At 67.7% G+C, this 15779-nt stretch carries 13 protein-coding genes; 2 read left to right on the top strand and 11 right to left on the bottom strand.

All coding sequences use genetic code 11. From position 1 onward, the window contains the following. Positions 1-7 precede the first annotated feature (7 nt). The 8 genes from V6V88_RS12670 to V6V88_RS12635 all read right to left on the bottom strand — a co-directional run bounded on the left by V6V88_RS12670 (position 8) and on the right by V6V88_RS12635 (position 7624). A complete protein-coding gene (locus V6V88_RS12670) occupies positions 8-856 on the bottom strand; it encodes an HAD family hydrolase (RefSeq protein ID WP_338619415.1) in 849 nt (282 codons plus the stop codon). A 91-nt stretch (positions 857-947) separates the two neighbouring features. After that, complete coding sequence (locus V6V88_RS12665; protein ID WP_223575622.1) at positions 948-1481, bottom strand: hypothetical protein; 534 nt, start codon at positions 1479-1481, stop codon at positions 948-950. A 157-nt stretch (positions 1482-1638) separates the two neighbouring features. After that, positions 1639-1980 carry a monovalent cation/H(+) antiporter subunit G gene (gene mnhG / locus V6V88_RS12660; protein WP_056317327.1) on the bottom strand — a complete coding sequence of 114 codons (342 nt, stop codon included), beginning with the start codon at positions 1978-1980 and terminating at the stop codon, positions 1639-1641. After that, complete coding sequence (locus V6V88_RS12655; RefSeq protein WP_056317324.1) at positions 1977-2258, bottom strand: K+/H+ antiporter subunit F; 282 nt, start codon at positions 2256-2258, stop codon at positions 1977-1979. Before V6V88_RS12655 ends, mnhG begins: the two co-directional genes overlap by 4 nt. Beyond that, positions 2255-2737 carry a Na+/H+ antiporter subunit E gene (locus V6V88_RS12650; RefSeq protein ID WP_223575624.1) on the bottom strand — a complete coding sequence of 161 codons (483 nt, stop codon included), beginning with the start codon at positions 2735-2737 and terminating at the stop codon, positions 2255-2257. Before V6V88_RS12650 ends, V6V88_RS12655 begins: the two co-directional genes overlap by 4 nt. Then, positions 2737-4368 carry a monovalent cation/H+ antiporter subunit D gene (locus tag V6V88_RS12645; protein WP_142055453.1) on the bottom strand — a complete coding sequence of 544 codons (1632 nt, stop codon included), beginning with the start codon at positions 4366-4368 and terminating at the stop codon, positions 2737-2739. Before V6V88_RS12645 ends, V6V88_RS12650 begins: the two co-directional genes overlap by 1 nt. Further along, the gene (locus tag V6V88_RS12640) at positions 4365-4709 is read right to left on the bottom strand and encodes a Na+/H+ antiporter subunit C (protein ID WP_056317316.1); all 345 of its coding nucleotides are present in this window, start codon (positions 4707-4709) and stop codon (positions 4365-4367) included. The genes V6V88_RS12645 and V6V88_RS12640 overlap by 4 nt, the downstream gene beginning before the upstream one ends. Then, the gene (locus tag V6V88_RS12635; protein WP_056317313.1) at positions 4709-7624 is read right to left on the bottom strand and encodes a monovalent cation/H+ antiporter subunit A; all 2916 of its coding nucleotides are present in this window, start codon (positions 7622-7624) and stop codon (positions 4709-4711) included. Before V6V88_RS12635 ends, V6V88_RS12640 begins: the two co-directional genes overlap by 1 nt. A gap of 557 nt (positions 7625-8181) precedes the next feature. Between V6V88_RS12635 and V6V88_RS12630 the strand changes: the two genes are divergently transcribed. Further along, positions 8182-9168 carry a tripartite tricarboxylate transporter substrate binding protein BugE gene (locus V6V88_RS12630; RefSeq protein ID WP_056317310.1) on the top strand — a complete coding sequence of 329 codons (987 nt, stop codon included), beginning with the start codon at positions 8182-8184 and terminating at the stop codon, positions 9166-9168. Positions 9169-9580: 412 nt separating this feature from the next. Then, positions 9581-10549 (top strand): hypothetical protein, encoded by a 969-nt coding sequence (locus V6V88_RS12625; protein ID WP_338619409.1) that lies wholly within the window; start codon positions 9581-9583, stop codon positions 10547-10549. Positions 10550-10579: 30 nt separating this feature from the next. On the opposite strand, the gene V6V88_RS12620 is transcribed toward V6V88_RS12625, so the two are convergent. The 3 genes from V6V88_RS12620 to V6V88_RS12610 all read right to left on the bottom strand — a co-directional run bounded on the left by V6V88_RS12620 (position 10580) and on the right by V6V88_RS12610 (position 15727). After that, complete coding sequence (locus V6V88_RS12620; protein ID WP_338619407.1) at positions 10580-11464, bottom strand: DMT family transporter; 885 nt, start codon at positions 11462-11464, stop codon at positions 10580-10582. Positions 11465-11927: 463 nt separating this feature from the next. Further along, on the bottom strand, positions 11928-14585 hold the full coding sequence (locus tag V6V88_RS12615; protein WP_338619405.1) for an AAA family ATPase: 2658 nt from the start codon (positions 14583-14585) through the stop codon (positions 11928-11930). Then, the gene (locus V6V88_RS12610) at positions 14582-15727 is read right to left on the bottom strand and encodes a DNA repair exonuclease (protein WP_338619404.1); all 1146 of its coding nucleotides are present in this window, start codon (positions 15725-15727) and stop codon (positions 14582-14584) included. Before V6V88_RS12610 ends, V6V88_RS12615 begins: the two co-directional genes overlap by 4 nt. Positions 15728-15779 lie beyond the last annotated feature (52 nt).

The following is a 15779-nucleotide window of genomic DNA, read 5'->3' as shown; positions in this document are numbered from 1 at the left end:
GGCCGGGTCAGCCACGGTACACCCGCGACTTCAGCGCAACGCGGCCGGCCAGGCTGGTGACGGCCTCTTCGAGCCACTGATAAAGCTCGGCCTGCTCGTCGTAGCGGGCCTGATTCAGGTTGGACACGCGCCCTTCCTCGATGAAGCCCCAGGCGCGGCTGCGCTTGTCGCGGTGCTTGGGGTCCCAGACCCCGAAAGCGAAGCCGCCCGCGCGGCGGATCAGCGAAAAGCACGGGATGTCCGTGTAGCCATCGCCCACGAACACCATCTGGTCGAACGGGATGCGCAGCCGGTCCTCGGGAACCTTGCGGTTGACCTCGAACGGCTTGTTGCGGAAATCGCGCCCGATGATGCCCTTCTGGATATGGAAAAGGTAGCGGGTTTTGTCGGTGAAACTGACGACGCGCCGCGGGAACGCAATGCCGCCGTCGTCGCCGTAGACGAATTCCGAGGCCCAGATCTCGGTGAACTCATGCGCGATGGGCGTGGCGCGCACCACGTCGCCGATGCCGCTGGAAATCAGGTAGAACTCAAGCTGCACCTGCGGATGCTCGGCGCGCACCGCCGCGCGCAGCCGCTGGAACAGCGTGGATACGCCGTCGTGCAGATCGAGGCGCGCGCCCCAGTCTTTCAGGCGCTGCTGCGTGATGAGACCGTGCCGTCCCTGGCGGGACAGTTCGATCATCTTGTAGAGATAGGCGGGGACGGGATCCCAGTCCTGCTGGAACAGCAAGGGATCGACCTCTTCCTTCCAGAACGAGGCCGTGTCCACGCCGATGCTGTCCAGAAAGCCGGACGTGCTGTCCGAAGCCAGCGTGTCGTCGAAGTCGAAAATCAGGGCGATGACGTCGGACATGAATATGCGTGAGAAAAGGCGACAGCCGCCATTTTGCCTGATTGCTGCGGCGGCTGCGCCCTCACGCCATGCCCGATATGTCGCCGGCGACTTACTGGCGGATCGGCGCGCTCATGGTTCCCGTGCCAGGCGCGGGGGCCATGCCGGGAGCCGGCGCCATGCCCGGGGCGGGAGCCATTCCAGGTGCGGGTGCCATGCCAGGGGCCGGGGCCATGCCCGGGGCGGTGCCGGCGGGCACTTGAATCACGGTTTCGCGCAGCACGCCGCCGCCCTGGACGCTACCGCGCACATTGCTGGGCGAGGTCATCTGAGTGACGCAACTCTGGCGCTGGGCTTCGGGCAGCCGATTGCAGCGGGCAAGCATGTTCTGCTGAAGTTGTTCAGGGCTGTCGTCCCGCAGATTCTGGCGGTTGCGCTCCTGGCGCGCCGCGCCGGCTTCGCGCAGGCAGGTGTCCAGTGGTTGGCCTGTCGTGCCGCTCTTGCAAGCCGCGACGTCCTGCTGGTAGCGCGACTGCGACGAATCGGCGTTGCCGGATTGCGCATGCGCGGCGCCGGCGGCAAGCATCAGTCCGGTCGTGCACAGCATGGCGGCGAGGCGCTTCGTAGGCAGGGAAACAGAAGTCATGGTCAGCTCCTTTAGAAGAGATTGAACCCGGGCGGCTCGGTCTTGCGCCGTGTCGCCCACTGACATCACTATCCCATGACCTGGCGATGGGGGACATAACCAGCGACGTGAATTCGTAAGGTTACGTTTCAAAGCCAATCGGGGTCGCGCCCCAAATTCAACGCGCGTCTTTGTCCGCTTCGGCCTTGGTGAGGCGGTTGCGATAGGTTGCGGCGCGCATCAGCAGCATGGCCGTGACGGGCGACGACACAATCAACAGCAACGTGATGATGACCTCGTGAAACACGGGCCGCGCCGACAGCGCCGAGAAGACGAGAATGGAAGACGCCAGCACGCAGGCGCAACCCATCGTGTTGCCCAGCGTGGGCGCATGGATGCGCGACTGGAACGTGCGAAAGCGCAGCAGGCCGGCCGAGCCGGTCACCGCCAGCAACCCTCCCAGCACCAGCAGGATGCAGGCCGGAATGCCGGCCCACAGCGGGATATCGACGTCCATCATGGCTCGATGACCTCGCCGCGCAGGAGAAAGCGCGCCATTGCGGTGGAGCCCACGAAACCGAACAGCGCGATCAGCAGCGCAATGTCGAAGTACACGGACGTGCCGGACCGGATGCCGAACACCAGCATCGTCAGCATGCCGTTGATGTACAGCGTGTCCAGGGCCAGGACGCGGTCCTGGGCGGTGGGGCCGCGCAACAGGCGGATGGTGGCAAACACCATGCCCAGCGCAAAGCAAAGCAAGGCAAAGGATGCCGCCCAATAAAGTACTGAATTCATTCGAACATCTCCATCAACGGGCGCTCGTAGCGCTGCTGCACCAGTTCGACCCACTCATGTTCGTGCTGCAGGTCAAGCACATGCAGTTTCAGGCTGTGGTCGTCGGTCAGGTCCACCCAGACGGTGCCGGGCGTATAGGTGACGATGCAGGCCAGCATCGCCAGGCCATGCGGGTCGCGCATGGTGAGCGGGATCAGGATGAACCCGGGTGAGAATTCATTGCGGCGCGGATTCAGGATCAGCCGCGCCACCGCGATGTTGGACTTGATGATGTCTTTCGTCACGCGCAGCAAAAGCGGTATCGCTTTCCAGAGGCGGCGCGGACGCGCCCTCAGCGGTCGCAGGCGCGAGGCGGCCCACGTGAACCACAGCGCCAGCGCGATGCCCAGCGCGATCTGCCCCGCGGACATGCTTTCGTTGAGCACCAGCCACAGAACAAACAGCAGCGTGGGCAGGATTAGGAAGTAAAGACGGCGCATCAGCTTCCTCCCTTGACGCCGCGCACGGTCTGCGCGGACATGACGGCGTCGATGTAGGACGCGGGCTGGTCAAGCGACCGGGCCGCGTCGTCCAGGTAGGCCGACACTGGACCGGCGCCCGCGGCCAGGGCCACGCAAAGCAACACCAGCGCCGCGACCGGGCCCGCCTCGATCACGCGAAGGCGCGGCGTGCTGCGGTCGTCGCTGGCCCAGAAAATACGGATGCCGGTGCGGCCCAGGCCGATCAGGCCAGCCAGACCCGACACCAGCACGGCCGCCACGAGAATCCAGGCGTCCATGGGCGGCGCCGATTCGGTGGCCGCCGAGACGGCCGCCGACAACAGCGAGAACTTCGCGACAAAGCCGGACAGCGGCGGCAAGCCGGTCACCAGCAAGGCGCACGAAATGAAGGCCAAGCCCAGGAACGCCATCGCGGCGGGGATCGCCACGCCGACCACGTCGTCGGACCGGTTCACAGAGGTCGGATCATCCAGATCGAAGGCGTCGAGCGTAACTGCGAGCACGTTCGCGCCGAAGCTGCGGGTGCGTTCGATCAGCTCGGCCAAGAGGAAGAACGCGCCCGTCGTCAGCACCGAACTGATCAGGTAGAACAGCGCGGGACCGGTGAGCGTGACGCCCGGCATGCCCAGCGCGGTCAGCAGCGTGCCGGCCGACACGATGACGCAGTAGCCGACCATTTTTTCCAGTTGCTGGGTGGCCAGCAGCCCCAGGGCGCCGAACAGCAGCGTGGCCAGTCCGGCGGCAAACATCCAGTCCAGGCTGAAGGCGGCGGGCGCGCCCGTGGGCAACAGCAGCGAGCCGATGCGCAGCAAGGCGTAGATGCCGACCTTGGTCATGATGGAGAACATGGCCGCTATGGGTGCGCCAGCCGACCCATAGCCTTTGACCAGCCAGAAGTTGAGCGGCCAGGCGCCCGCCTTCACGAGGAACGCCACGCCCAGGATGGCGGCGCCCGCTTCGAACAGCATGCGCTCGGCGCCCGTCAGATTGCCCGCGCGCAAGGCCAGGTCGGCCATGTTGAGCGTGCCGGTCACGCCGTAGATCAGCGCAATGCTAATGAGCAGCAGGAACGAAGCCACCAGATTCACGGCGATGTACTGCAGGCCGGCGCTGACGCGCGCCACGCCGGACCCATGCAGCAGCAAGCCGTACGACGCGGCCAGCAGCACCTCGAAGAACACAAACAGGTTGAACAGGTCGCCGGTCAGGAAGGCGCCATTCAGGCCCATCAGCAGGAACTGGAAGAGCGAGTGGAAATGCACGCCCGCGCGGTCCCACCGCGCCAGCGCGTAGACCAGCGTGGCCAGTCCCAGCACCGCCGTCAGCGTCAGCATGACTGCGGCCAGGCGGTCGACCACCAGCACGATGCCGAACGGCGCCGGCCAATCGCCCACGAGGTAGGCCCCTACCCCGTTTTCCCAGACGCCGGGCACGCCCCCGCCTGCGACGAACAACAGGGAAATCGCGGCCGCCAATTGGGCAAGCGTGGACACAAGCGCGATGCCGCCGCGCGCGTAGCGGCTGGTGTCGGCGAGCAGCAGCATCGCCGCGCCCGCGACCAGCGGAATGATGATGGGCAGGACCGGAAGATGTTGAAGCCAGAAACTCAAGATTGGGACTCCCGTCCATCAACGTGGTCGGTACCCGTAAGGCCCCGCGAGGCGAGCAGCACAACCAGGAACAGCGCGGTGGTGGCAAAGCCGATGACGATGGCGGTCAGCACCAGCGCCTGCGGCAGCGGATCCGCATACCAGGAAGGATCATGCGCCATGGCGGGATCCACCACCGGCGGCTTGCCGGACGTGAGCCGGCCCATGCCGAAGATGAAAAGGTTGACCGCATAGGAGACCAGCGACAGGCCCATGATGAACTGGAACGTCCGGGGCCGCAGCAGCAGCCACACGCCCGAGCCCGCCAGCACGCCGATCGCGGCTGCGTATATCAATTCCATCAGGCTTCTCCTGTTTGAGCGGCGGCCGCCTGGAGTTCGGCGGCGGCCTTGCGTTGCGCGCGCAGCGATTGGTGGGCAAGCGCCACCAGCACCAGCACGGTGGATCCCACGACCAGCATGTAGACGCCCAGGTCGAACAGCAGCACGCTGGACACGTGGACATGGCCGATCAACGGCAGCGCGACGTCCCAGGCCAGCGCGGCGAGGAACGGCTTGTAGGCCAGCCACGCGCTCACGGCGGCGATGCCTGCGGACAGCAGCCCGATGCCGATCCAGTTCTGGGGATTCAGGCGGCTGCGGGATTCGACCCAGTACACCCCGCCCACCATGTACTGCAGGATGACGGATGTGGCGAAGATGAGGCCGCCGACGAAGCCGCCGCCCGGCTGGTTGTGGCCGCGCAAGAGGAAGTACACGGAAATCAGCGCGGCAACCGGTAGCAGCAGGCGCACCAGCACGGCCGGCACCATCATCGAGCCGGCGGGCACCACCGACTTGATGTCGGGCGCGTCGGGGATGCCGCCGTCCTGGTCCATCTGCTGGCGCGGAATGTCCGCGCTCTCGGCGGCCGGGCGGAACCGGCGCAGCAGCGCGTAGACGGTCAGCGCCACGATGCCCAGCACCGTGATTTCGCCAAACGTATCGAAACCGCGGAAGTCCACGAGGATCACGTTGACCACGTTGGTGCCGCCGCCGTCGGGCAGCGCCCGGTCCACGAAGTAGGACGAAATGGGATTGGTCTGGGGCCGCGCCAGCACCGAATAGGCCAGCGCCGACATGCCCGTGCCGGCCGCCACCGCCAGCAGCAGGTCGCGCAGGCGGCGCCCGCGCGCCATCAGCGTGGCCTTCAGGCTTTCTTCGTCGTCCTGCACGATGCGCCGCGGCAGCCAGCGCAGGCCCAGGAGCAGCAGCACCAGCGTCACGACTTCGACGGACAACTGGGTCAGGGCCAGATCGGGCGCCGAGAACCAGACAAAGGTCAGGCAAGTGATGAGCCCTGCCCCGCCGGCCAGCGCCAGCGAGGCCAGGCGGTGGTACTTGGCCTGGAACGCGGCGGCCAGCGCGCACGTGCCGCCCACGATCCACAGCAATGCGAACACCGGGTCGACGGGCGTCAGGCGGACGGCGCCGTCCAGCCAGCCGCCCGCGCGCAGCGGCAGCCACGCGACGAACAGCGTGCCGACCACGATAAGCACCATCTGCACCTGCAGGCGCGTGGACGACACCCAGCGCAACAGCCACGCGGCGGCAACGCTGGAACCGTCCAGCAGCGCCTCGAATGTGCGGCGGCCGTCCAGGCGGTAGATGAACGGCACGCGGCCGGGATTGGCGCGCTGATGGGCACGCAGGGCCAGGTACAGCAGCACGCCTGCAGTGGTGGCGACCAGGCTCATGGCGAGCGGCAGATTGAAGCCATGCCAGACGGCCAGGCTGTAGTCAGGCATGTTCTCGCCCAGGATGCTTTGCGCCGCGGTGGCCAGGAACGGACCCACGGTCAGGCTGGGGACGATGCCGACCAGCAGGCACATAAGGACCAGCAGCGCGCTGGGCAGCAGCATCCAGCGCGGCGGTTCGTGCGGCTCGCGCGGCAGGTCGGTGGCCGGCGGGCCGAAGAACACCTGCAGGATGAAGCGCAGCGAGTACGCCACGCTGAACGCGCCGGCAATCGTGGCCAAGAGCGGCAGGCCAAGCTGCACGTAGCGGTCGGCGCTGACGAAGGTGGTCTCGGCAAAGAACATTTCCTTGGACAGGAAGCCGTTCAGCAGCGGCACGCCCGCCATCGAGGCGGCGGCCACCATCGCCAGCGTGGCGGTGATGGGCATCGCCTTGTACAGGCCGGACAGCCTGCCCAGGTCGCGGGTGCCGGTTTCGTGGTCGACCACCCCCGCCGCCATGAAGAGCGACGCCTTGAACGTGGCGTGGTTGATCATGTGGAAGATGGCCGCCACCAGCGCCAGGGTGCTGTTCAGGCCCAGCAGCAGCGTGATGAGGCCCAGGTGGCTGATCGTGGAATAGGCCAGCACCCCTTTCATGTCCTGCTGGAAAATGGCTGCGTAAGCGCCCAGCACCAGGGTGATGAGCCCAAGGCCGCCGATGATCCAGAACCATTCGTCCGTGCCCGACAGCACGGGCCAGAAGCGCGCCAGCAGGAAGACGCCCGCCTTGACCATCGTTGCCGAATGCAGATAGGCCGAGACCGGCGTGGGCGCGGCCATGGCGTTGGGCAGCCAGAAATGGAACGGGAACTGCGCGCTTTTGGTCAGCGCACCCAGCGCCACCAGCACCAGCACGGCCGGATACCAGGGGTCGGCCCGGACGAGGTCGCCCGACGCCAGGACGCGGTCCATGTCGTAGCTGCCGACGATGTGGCCCAGGATCAGCACCCCGGCCAGCAAACAGAGCCCGCCCGCCCCGGTGACCGTCAGCGCCATGCGGGCGCCCCGGCGCGCGTCCAGGCGGTGGTGCCAGTAGGCGATCAGCATGAAGGACGCCAGGCTGGTCATTTCCCAGAACAGCACAAGCTGGATCAGGTTGCCCGAGAGCACCACGCCCAGCATGGCGGCCATGAAGGCTTGAAAGAAGGAAAAGAAACGCGGCACCGGGTCTTCGGGCGACATGTAGTAGCGCGCATACAGCACCACCAGCGCGCCCATGCCCGAGACGATCAGCGCGAACAGCCAGGCGTAGCCGTCCATGCGCAGGGTGAATTGCAGTCCGAGGGCGGGCGCCCAAGGTATGTCGGCCCGTATGACGCCGCCGTTGGCGACGTCGGGATACAGGGTCGCGATCAGAACCACGCAGACGAGGGCGATGAGGCCAGCCAGCCACGCCTCGGCGTTGCGGGCGTTGGAAGGCAGCAGCGCGGCGCACAGGCTGCCGGCGAACGGCAGAGCGAGGATCAGGATCAGCGACATGGCGTTCCGAAAATGTCCGGGCCCCCTCCCGCCAGCGCAAGGCAGCGAGAGACGAAACAGACCGGGGATTGAAAAACGGACGGAACCCTGGCCCGGTGCGCCGCTGCACTACACGTTGCCCCGTGGGGACATCAACCAACGCCAATTGAACGGCGCAGACAGAAACAAACGCAATAGCTTTCTTGCAAGACCGGGCAAGAATCTCAGCCGAAAAATATCAGATTCTTGTAAGTTATGCAGAGATTTATGTGAGTAATCAGCTAATGACAGCATGATGACTGCGCAGCGTTTGCGCACTGAAAGCGTATCGAAAGGCGTTCAACTGGCTGTCAGACACACTTTTTCCTTTAACTTCCGCCATCTTCGCGGAAATGGAAAGCGTCTGAAAATTTTTGCCTTTCATCATGACAGGGACAATCCCAAGTTGACCGTGGGGACATACCTGTGTGGAATTGCGGCCACGAGGCGTTGGCTTGCCGGCACCCCCGGCAATGCGCGCTTCACCGAAGCCGGTCCAAGAAGCCGGCCGGCTCGGAACAACAATATGGAGAAGACTCTTGAACGTGTTGTCACATGCCAAAGCCGCCCTGGCCCTTGCCATCGCTGGCGTCTGCTTGACCTCCGCCGCTCAGGCCGCCGATCCCTACCCCAATAAACCCATCCGGCTGATCGTTCCGTTCGCAGCGGGCGGCACGACCGATATCGTGGCCCGCGTGGTGGCTGAAGGCCTGGGCCGTGAGCTCGGCCAGCCCGTGGTCGTTGAGAACCGGGGCGGCGGTGGCGGCTCCATCGGCGCCGACGCGGTGGTGCGCGCCGCGCCCGACGGCTACACGCTGGGCGTGGCCACGGTGAGCACCATGGCCACCAATCCGGCCACCAATCCCAAGAACCCGTACAACCCGCTCAAGGACTTTGCGCCGATCACCAACATGGTGAACGTGCCCAACGTCATGACGGTCAACCCCAGCGTGCCCGCCAAGACGCTGGCTGAATTCATCACCCTCCTGAAGAACAACCCCGGCAAGTACAGCTATGCCTCGTCGGGCGCGGGCGGCATCAGCCACCTGGACGGCGAACTGTTCAAGTCGCTGACCAAGACCGACATGGTCCACGTGCCTTACCGCGGATCGGGCCCGGCGCTGAACGACGTCATCGCCGGCCAGGTCAATGTGCAGTTCGACAACCTGCCCTCCTCGATGCCGCACATCCAGGCGGGCAAGCTGCGCGCGCTGGCCGTGGCGGCGCCCAAGCGCCTGCCCGCCCTGCCCGACGTGCCGACGTTCGCCGAAGGCGGCCTGCCCGACATGGACAACATGGCGTGGTACGGCCTGGTGGCGCCCGCCGGCACGCCGCAAGCGGTGATCGATCGCGTCCACGCCGCGGCGGTCAAGGCGCTGAAGGATCCGAAGATCGCCCAGCGCCTGGCCGACGGCGGCTCGCTGGTGGACGGCAACACGCCGGCCGAATACGCCGCGCAGATCAAGCGCGAACTTGAACTGCGCCAGCGCATCGCCAAGGACCGCAACATCGTCCTGACGAACTGATACCCCAGTTCGACATGAAGGGCGCCAACGCCGGTTGGCGCCCTTTTCTCCTCCTGCGCCGCTTGACGGCAATTGCCCGGGTGGTAGCATCTGCCCCGTGCAATCCGATATATCCTCCCTTCCCTGCGTCACCTGCGCCCTCTGCGCCCTGCGCTCAACGCTGTTGAGTTCGCAGGAGGTCGCCGCGCGTTCCGCTTACGCGCGGTCCAAGCCCGGCTAATCGCCCGCCTTTCCCCTTTCTGATTTCCTTGCTCCGGCCCGTTGCCGGCTGCCTGCGCACATCCACGCGCGCCGCAGCCTGAAACCGGCCGGCGGGCGCACTGCCGCGTGGCGAGCGCCCGTCCCCATTTCGCCTGCGCACGCCTTCACGAGAGCTGGCGCGGCGGCCACGCACCGTCTTCGATTCAGCGCCATGCAACTCACCAAGAAATTCGTCAAAGCCAAGAACCCCTGCGCGGGCGGCTACAAATGGTTCCTTCGCGACCACAACGGCCAGGGGGACTACCAGGCCGTGCTCGACGCGCTCGTCGCCGACGGCCGCGTCGGCGATGCCTGCTGGCTGCTGGATCAGTTCGGCCCGACCGACGCCGTGCTGCGCCTGGACACGCTGGACGCGAACGCCATCGTGTTCGCGGGGACGCTGGAAGTGCGAATGGGCATCAACGTGGACACCGTGGTGCGCGCCGGACGCAGCATTGTCACGGGCGGCGGCATCCGGGCGGGCGAATCGATCGTCGCGGGCGAGAACATCACGGCCGGCGGCAACATCGCCAGCGCCGGCAACCTGCGGGCGGGCGGCGACGTGGCGGCCGACTGGGGCATCGAGACGACCGCCCGCCTGGACTGCGCCGGCAACGTGCGCGCCAAGTGGGACATCTGCGCGGGCCAGGATCTGGCCGTGACCGGCCACCTGCATGCCGGGCAGGACATCAGCGCGCAAGGCGCCATCAAATGCGGGCAAGGCATCAAGGCGGGCGGCAGCGTGCGCGCGGAACAGGAAATCCATGCCGCCTGCGGAATACAGGCAGGCGGATCCATCCAGTGCGGCGATCACCTTGCCTGCGGGTGGGGCTTGATCGCCGGCGAGGACATCCGCGCGGAAGGTGCCATCCGGGCGGGCGAAGGCGTGCACGCGGCGGGCATCATCGCGGCCGGCCCGGGACACGGCGTCTATGCCGGCCTGAGCGTGCGGCTGGACGCGTGGGACCTGTGCGCGCGGGTCGTGGCGCAGACGCGGCCTGCTCAGCTCGTGAGCGGTCATTGGGCGGGGCCGGACGGCGCGCTTGACGCGCCCCCGACGGACGCCACACCGCCATGGAGCGGCTGGATGGACGTCGGCGCGGCAAACGGCACGGTCCCGGGCGGCGGCCCGCGCGCCTGAAAGCCGTGCCAGCGTCTGCCGAGGGCGCTATCACTGCTGCTGCCCCTGATCGTTCCCCGACGCCGGATGGCGCAGGACGAGCATCAGCCCCGTCAGGATCGCGGCCATGCCCGCCAGGCTGAGCGCCGGCAGGCGATTGCCCAGGATCACGTAGTCCAGCGCGGCCGTGCCCACCGGCACCAGGTAGAACAAGCTGGTCACGTTGACGAGATTGCCCGCCTGGATCATGCGGTAAAAAAGCAGCGTGGCACCCACCGAGATCACAAGGCCCATCCAGATCAGCGGCACGATAAAGCCGACGCTCCAGTCGGCATGCAGCGGCTGGAATGGCGCAAACAGCAGGCACAGCACGAGGCTGACCGCGTACTGCAATGGCATCACTTCCATTGGCGCCTGCCGGACGCGCTTTTGCAGCAAGGCGCCGCCCGTCATGCTGGCCAGCGCGGCGCAGGCGTAGGCGATGCCAGCCACGGACAAGCGGGTCAGCGCGATGCTTTGATACACCACCAGCACCAGGCCGGCCAGCGCCAGGCAAAGCCCTGCCAGACGCGCCGGGGCATAGCGGCGCTCGGTCAGCGCCAGCGTCAGGATGGGTTGCGCGCCAAGCAACGTGGCCAGCACGCCCGGCGTCACGCCATGATCCAGCGCGAGCAGATAGCAGATGGAGTAACTGCCGATCAGCAGCGCGCCCGTCGCGGCCACCTGAATGCGCGTGCCGGGCTGGGGCAGCCATCGCCGGCGGGGTGCGCAGATCAGGAGCAGCGCCGCCAACGCGAGCAGGAAGCGGCACAACAAAAATCCAAAGGCGGAGGCGTGCGACAGCCCCCATTTTGCGAAGATCGCGCCGCCGCTCCACAGCAGCACGAACAAGGTGGTGGACGCGCGGGCAGTCCAAGCGCTTCGGTTGATGGACATGAGAAATCACCTGTCTGAATGGCAACAGACTCCAGCCCGGCGCGCGATGACGCGCGCTCTCGGGCGCGCGCTGCTCAGACGGCAGACGTCATGCGGCTTGCGGCGCGGCGCGAGGGGTCAGGCGGGAGAAGGGAAAGCGGCAGGTCAGCCGACGACGGCCGGCACGGGACGGCGCAAAGCCAACCCTGGCGGGCACACGCCCGGCACGACACCGCTGGGCGGCGAGGCGGGCGGCGGCGGCGCCGCGTTCTTGCCAGGAGAGACTGCCGGCGGAGAACCGGCAGAGAAGAAAGCCGGCACGCGCGCGCAGGCAAGACCGGCGCGGACGGCGCGGGCAAGCATGGCGAGAGGCGTGTGATCAGGCATCGGGGCAGCCTACCGGCCGCGGGCCGAAGCGTCAAGCGTCAAGCGTTGGCGTTGGCGTTGGCGTTGGCGTCGGAATCAACGCCAACGCGCCCCGCCGCTATCCGATCCGGCGCTGCTCCACGCCCATGTCCCGCCATGCCTCGCCGTGGCAGGTGAACATGAGGATCTGGTGCCGGGTGGCGGCGTCAAAGAGCGCCCGCTTCATGAAGTCGCGACGCGCGTCGTCGGTGTGCACCAGCGCGTCGTCCAGCAGCAGCAACGTGGGCCGGCCGGCCTCGCGCAGCAGATCCGCGTAGGCAAAGCGCGCCAGGATGCCAAGTTGCTCGCGCGTGCCGAAGCTGAGCGCCTCCAGCAGATCCTCGCCGTCGCCGCGGCGCAGCGCCGTGGGCAGCAGCGCATCGTCCAGTCGCAGCGCGGCGTCGGGAAAGAGCAGCGCCAGATAGTGGTTGAGCCGCCGGGCGAGCGGCGCCTGCAGGCGCTGCGTGGCCGCGGCGCGTTTGTCGGCCAGCAGCTTTTGCAGCAGGTCCAGCGCGGCCGCGCGCCGCGCGAACTCGTCGCGGCGCCGTTGCAGGCGTTCGCAGGCCGCCTGCATTTCGGACAGGCGTTCGCCCAGCCCCTGCGCCCCGGCCTGATCCAGCTTGCCCTGCAACTGCAGGATGTCGCCGTGGCGCTTGTGCTGCGCATCGCGTTCGATGGCGGCGGATTTCTCGAACCGCTGCACGTCCTGCTCGGCCAGTTCGGGCCGGTGTTCGGCCAGCGCGGCACGGGCCTCGCGAACACGGGCGTCGAGCTGGTCGTGGGCGCTGCGCACTTCAGCGAGCCGGCCGGCGCGCGCCTGCCGTTGGGCCACGCGTTCAGCGGACTGCAATTCGGCGCCCCGCGCAGTCGCCTGCCCTTCCAGCAACTGGGCGCGGGCCGTGTCGGCGTCCAGCGCGCGCTGCGCATCGGCAACCGCCTTTTCCGCCTGGGCGGCCACCGCTTCGGCTTCGCGCAGGGCCTGGATGGCGTCCGGCAAGCCGTCGTCGTCTGCGTCCGCGACATCACCGGCCACATCGTCGTTCAGGTCCTGCGCGGGGGGCAGTTTGGACAGCCTTTCCTGCAACTGGGCAAGACGCGCCAGCGCTTCGTCGCGCTGCGTGCGCAGCGCATCCACGCCGCGCGGCGCGTGAATGCCCAGGGTTTTGCGCATGCCGTCCAGCTCGCGCTGCAACGCGGTGTAGCGGGCGTGGCGTTGCTCGGCGTCAGCCAGGGTGTCGACGCCCGCCCGCTTGAGCAACGCGGCACATGCCGACTCCGCGCGCGCCAGGTCGCGCTGCAGGGCCGGCAGATCCTGCCCGCCGGGTTCGATCTGCAGGCGGCCCACGCCGGGCAGGTCGAGTTCGGCCGCGGCCGTCAGCAGGACCTCGCCAGAGCCGCTGACCGCCTTGCCATCGAGCAAAGCTTGCGCGCCGGCATCGAGCCGGTAGCGCAGGCGGGTGGCCACGGCCTGTTGCTGCAATTGCAGATTGCCCAGTTCGCGGCTGGCCTTGCGCAGGGCTTCGATTTCGGCGTCGGAGATCTCCAGGCGCACGGCCTCGGTCTTGAGCGCGGATCCTTGTTCGATGAGGTGGGTGACCGCGATCAGGGCGGCGTCCAGGCGTTCGATCTCGGGCGTGAGCTGCGCCAGCTGGCGGTCCAGATCCCGGCGGTCGGCTTGCGCCTGCAGCTGCGCCACGCGACGGCGCGCGGCCTCGAGGGCGGCCGCATGCGACTGCCGCTGCTGCTGGGCGCGCACCAGCGGCTCCTGCATTGCCTGCACATGCGCGTGCGCGGCGCGTGCATCGCGCAGCAGCAACTGGTAATCGGCTTCGTCCTGCTGATCGCGCCGGACCTGATCCTGCAGCAGCGCAAGCGTCTGTGCTGCCTGCGCCTGCTCGCGTTGCAGCCCGTCGAAGGCTCCACGTTCCTTGGCCAGCTCGGCCAGCCGTGCGCGGGCCTGCACGGCCTTGGTCTCGAAATCCTTCCAGGGCTGCTCGGCCTGCGCGCGTTCATGATCCCGCCGCAACTCGGCCAGGCGGTCGACGTCGGCGTTCAGTTGCGCCATGGCCTGCGCGCACGCGTCGCGCTCGGACGTGGCGCGCGCAAGCGCGTCTTCGGCTTCCTTGTAGCTGCCCTTGGGCCGGCCGTTGCGCGCGTCCAGCAACGCGGCGCGCTCAGCCGAGACGCGGTCGAACAGGCGATCGCCGTCGCTGGACGCCAGCTCGCCGGAGAGCTGCGTCAAGGCATCGCGCAGATGCGAGCCCGCGTAGCCCGCGGCTTCGTGCAGGTTCTGGCCGTCGCCCTGGCGTATCCAGAGCAGGCCCGGCACGCCGGCCAGGTCGGGTTTGCTCTGGCCGCGTCCGGGAAGTTCAAAGCCCAGCAAGACCGCCAGCGCGTTTTCGGCCTCTTCGCCGTCCAGCCGCTGCGCGCCGTCGTCGACGACGAGTTCGCAGCGGGCCTTGGACAGGAACTGCTTTTTCAGGACATACGAGTGATCCGCGTGCGTGAAGGCCAGCTCCACGCTGGGGCGCGCGCCCGATTCGCCGTGCGGCGCCAGGTCGGCGACCTTGCTGGTGCTGTAGCGTTCAAGGAACGCGGCACGGATGGCGGCGGCAATCGTGCTCTTGCCGGCCTCATTGGGACCGACAAAGAGGTTCAGGCCGTCTTGCAGATTGTCCAGCGACAACGGCTGGCGGAACTTACGGAATTCTTCGAGGGCGACGCGGGAGATCTTCATTTGGCGGCTCCCGGCGCAGCGGTTTCACGCTGGAAGCGCAGCAGCAGGCGCAAGGCCTCGCTGGCCACGGCGGACTGGTCGTCTTCGGCATGCGTTGCCTGTGTTGCCTGCAGCGCCTGCAGTTGCGCGGCGACCTCGCCCACATAGCCGCTGGCGCGCAATTGCGCCAGGTCGGCCTCGTCGGGTTCGAGCCGCACGCCCGACAGATCCGGCAGCAAGGCCCGCACCTGCGCGGCGGCTTCTCCCACCGCCTTTTGCAGCGCGTCCCAGGTTTCAAGGTTGACGTGGCCCTGCACATCCAGGCGCAACACATCATCGGCGCGCAGCGCTGCCATGCGCTCTGCCAGCGCCTGCGCGTCCGACGAGAGACTGAGCGTCTCTGTCCAGGCCGACCAGCGATACCGGCCCGTGGCGATGCGTTCAACCGCGGGCGCCATGCCGGGCGCGCCGATCTGCACGTCAAGCACGTAGCCGGGCTCGTTGCCCCGGAAGCGGTCCTGTTCGGGCGTGCCGGCATACCAGGTGCGGGCGTCGATGGACAGGCAGCCGTGCCAATCGCCCAGCGCCAGGTAATCCAGACTGGCGCGGTCCGCGCGATCGGGCGCGATGGGGTTGGTGGCGTCGATCGTGTCGGGCAGGCGGCCGGCAACGCTGCCGTGCGCCAGGCCCACGCGGATGCGCCCGGCTGGCGTTTCCAGCGTGTCGAAGGACTGCGTGACGTCGTCGTAGGTATGGCGCTGCGTGAGCGGGGCCGCCAGCACGGCGAGGTTGGCCTGCGGCAGATCCACCACGCCGGTGACAAGCGGGACATGCACGTTGGCGGGAATGCAGCCCAGCTGCATGGCGCGGCTCCAGACGCTGTCGGCCAGCGCGGCATCGTGGTTGCCGGCGATCATGACCCACGGCCCGGTGTAGGCGGACATGGCGGCAAAAAGCCGGCGGATGGTGCGATCCGACACCGCTTGCGTGTCGAAGACGTCTCCGGCGACCAGCACGGCGTCCACGCGGCGCTCAGCGGCCAGGGTGGCGATGCGGGCCACGACCTCGAAGCGGGCCTCGGCCAGCATGGCGGCATCGTCGGTTTCAAACTGGCCGTACTGACGGCCGATCTGCCAGTCGGCAGTGTGCAGGAAATGGGTCATGCGGCGATTTTGGCATAAAGCGGCGGGCCTTCCGGGCCCTCGCCGTGCTCAA

Origin of the sequence: Achromobacter sp. E1, assembly GCF_037039475.1 — a bacterium.
Taxonomy (GTDB): Bacteria; Pseudomonadota; Gammaproteobacteria; order Burkholderiales; family Burkholderiaceae_B; genus Achromobacter; species Achromobacter mucicolens.
Note: the sequence above shows the minus strand (reverse complement) of the source record. Positions and strands in the feature narration are given on the sequence as shown.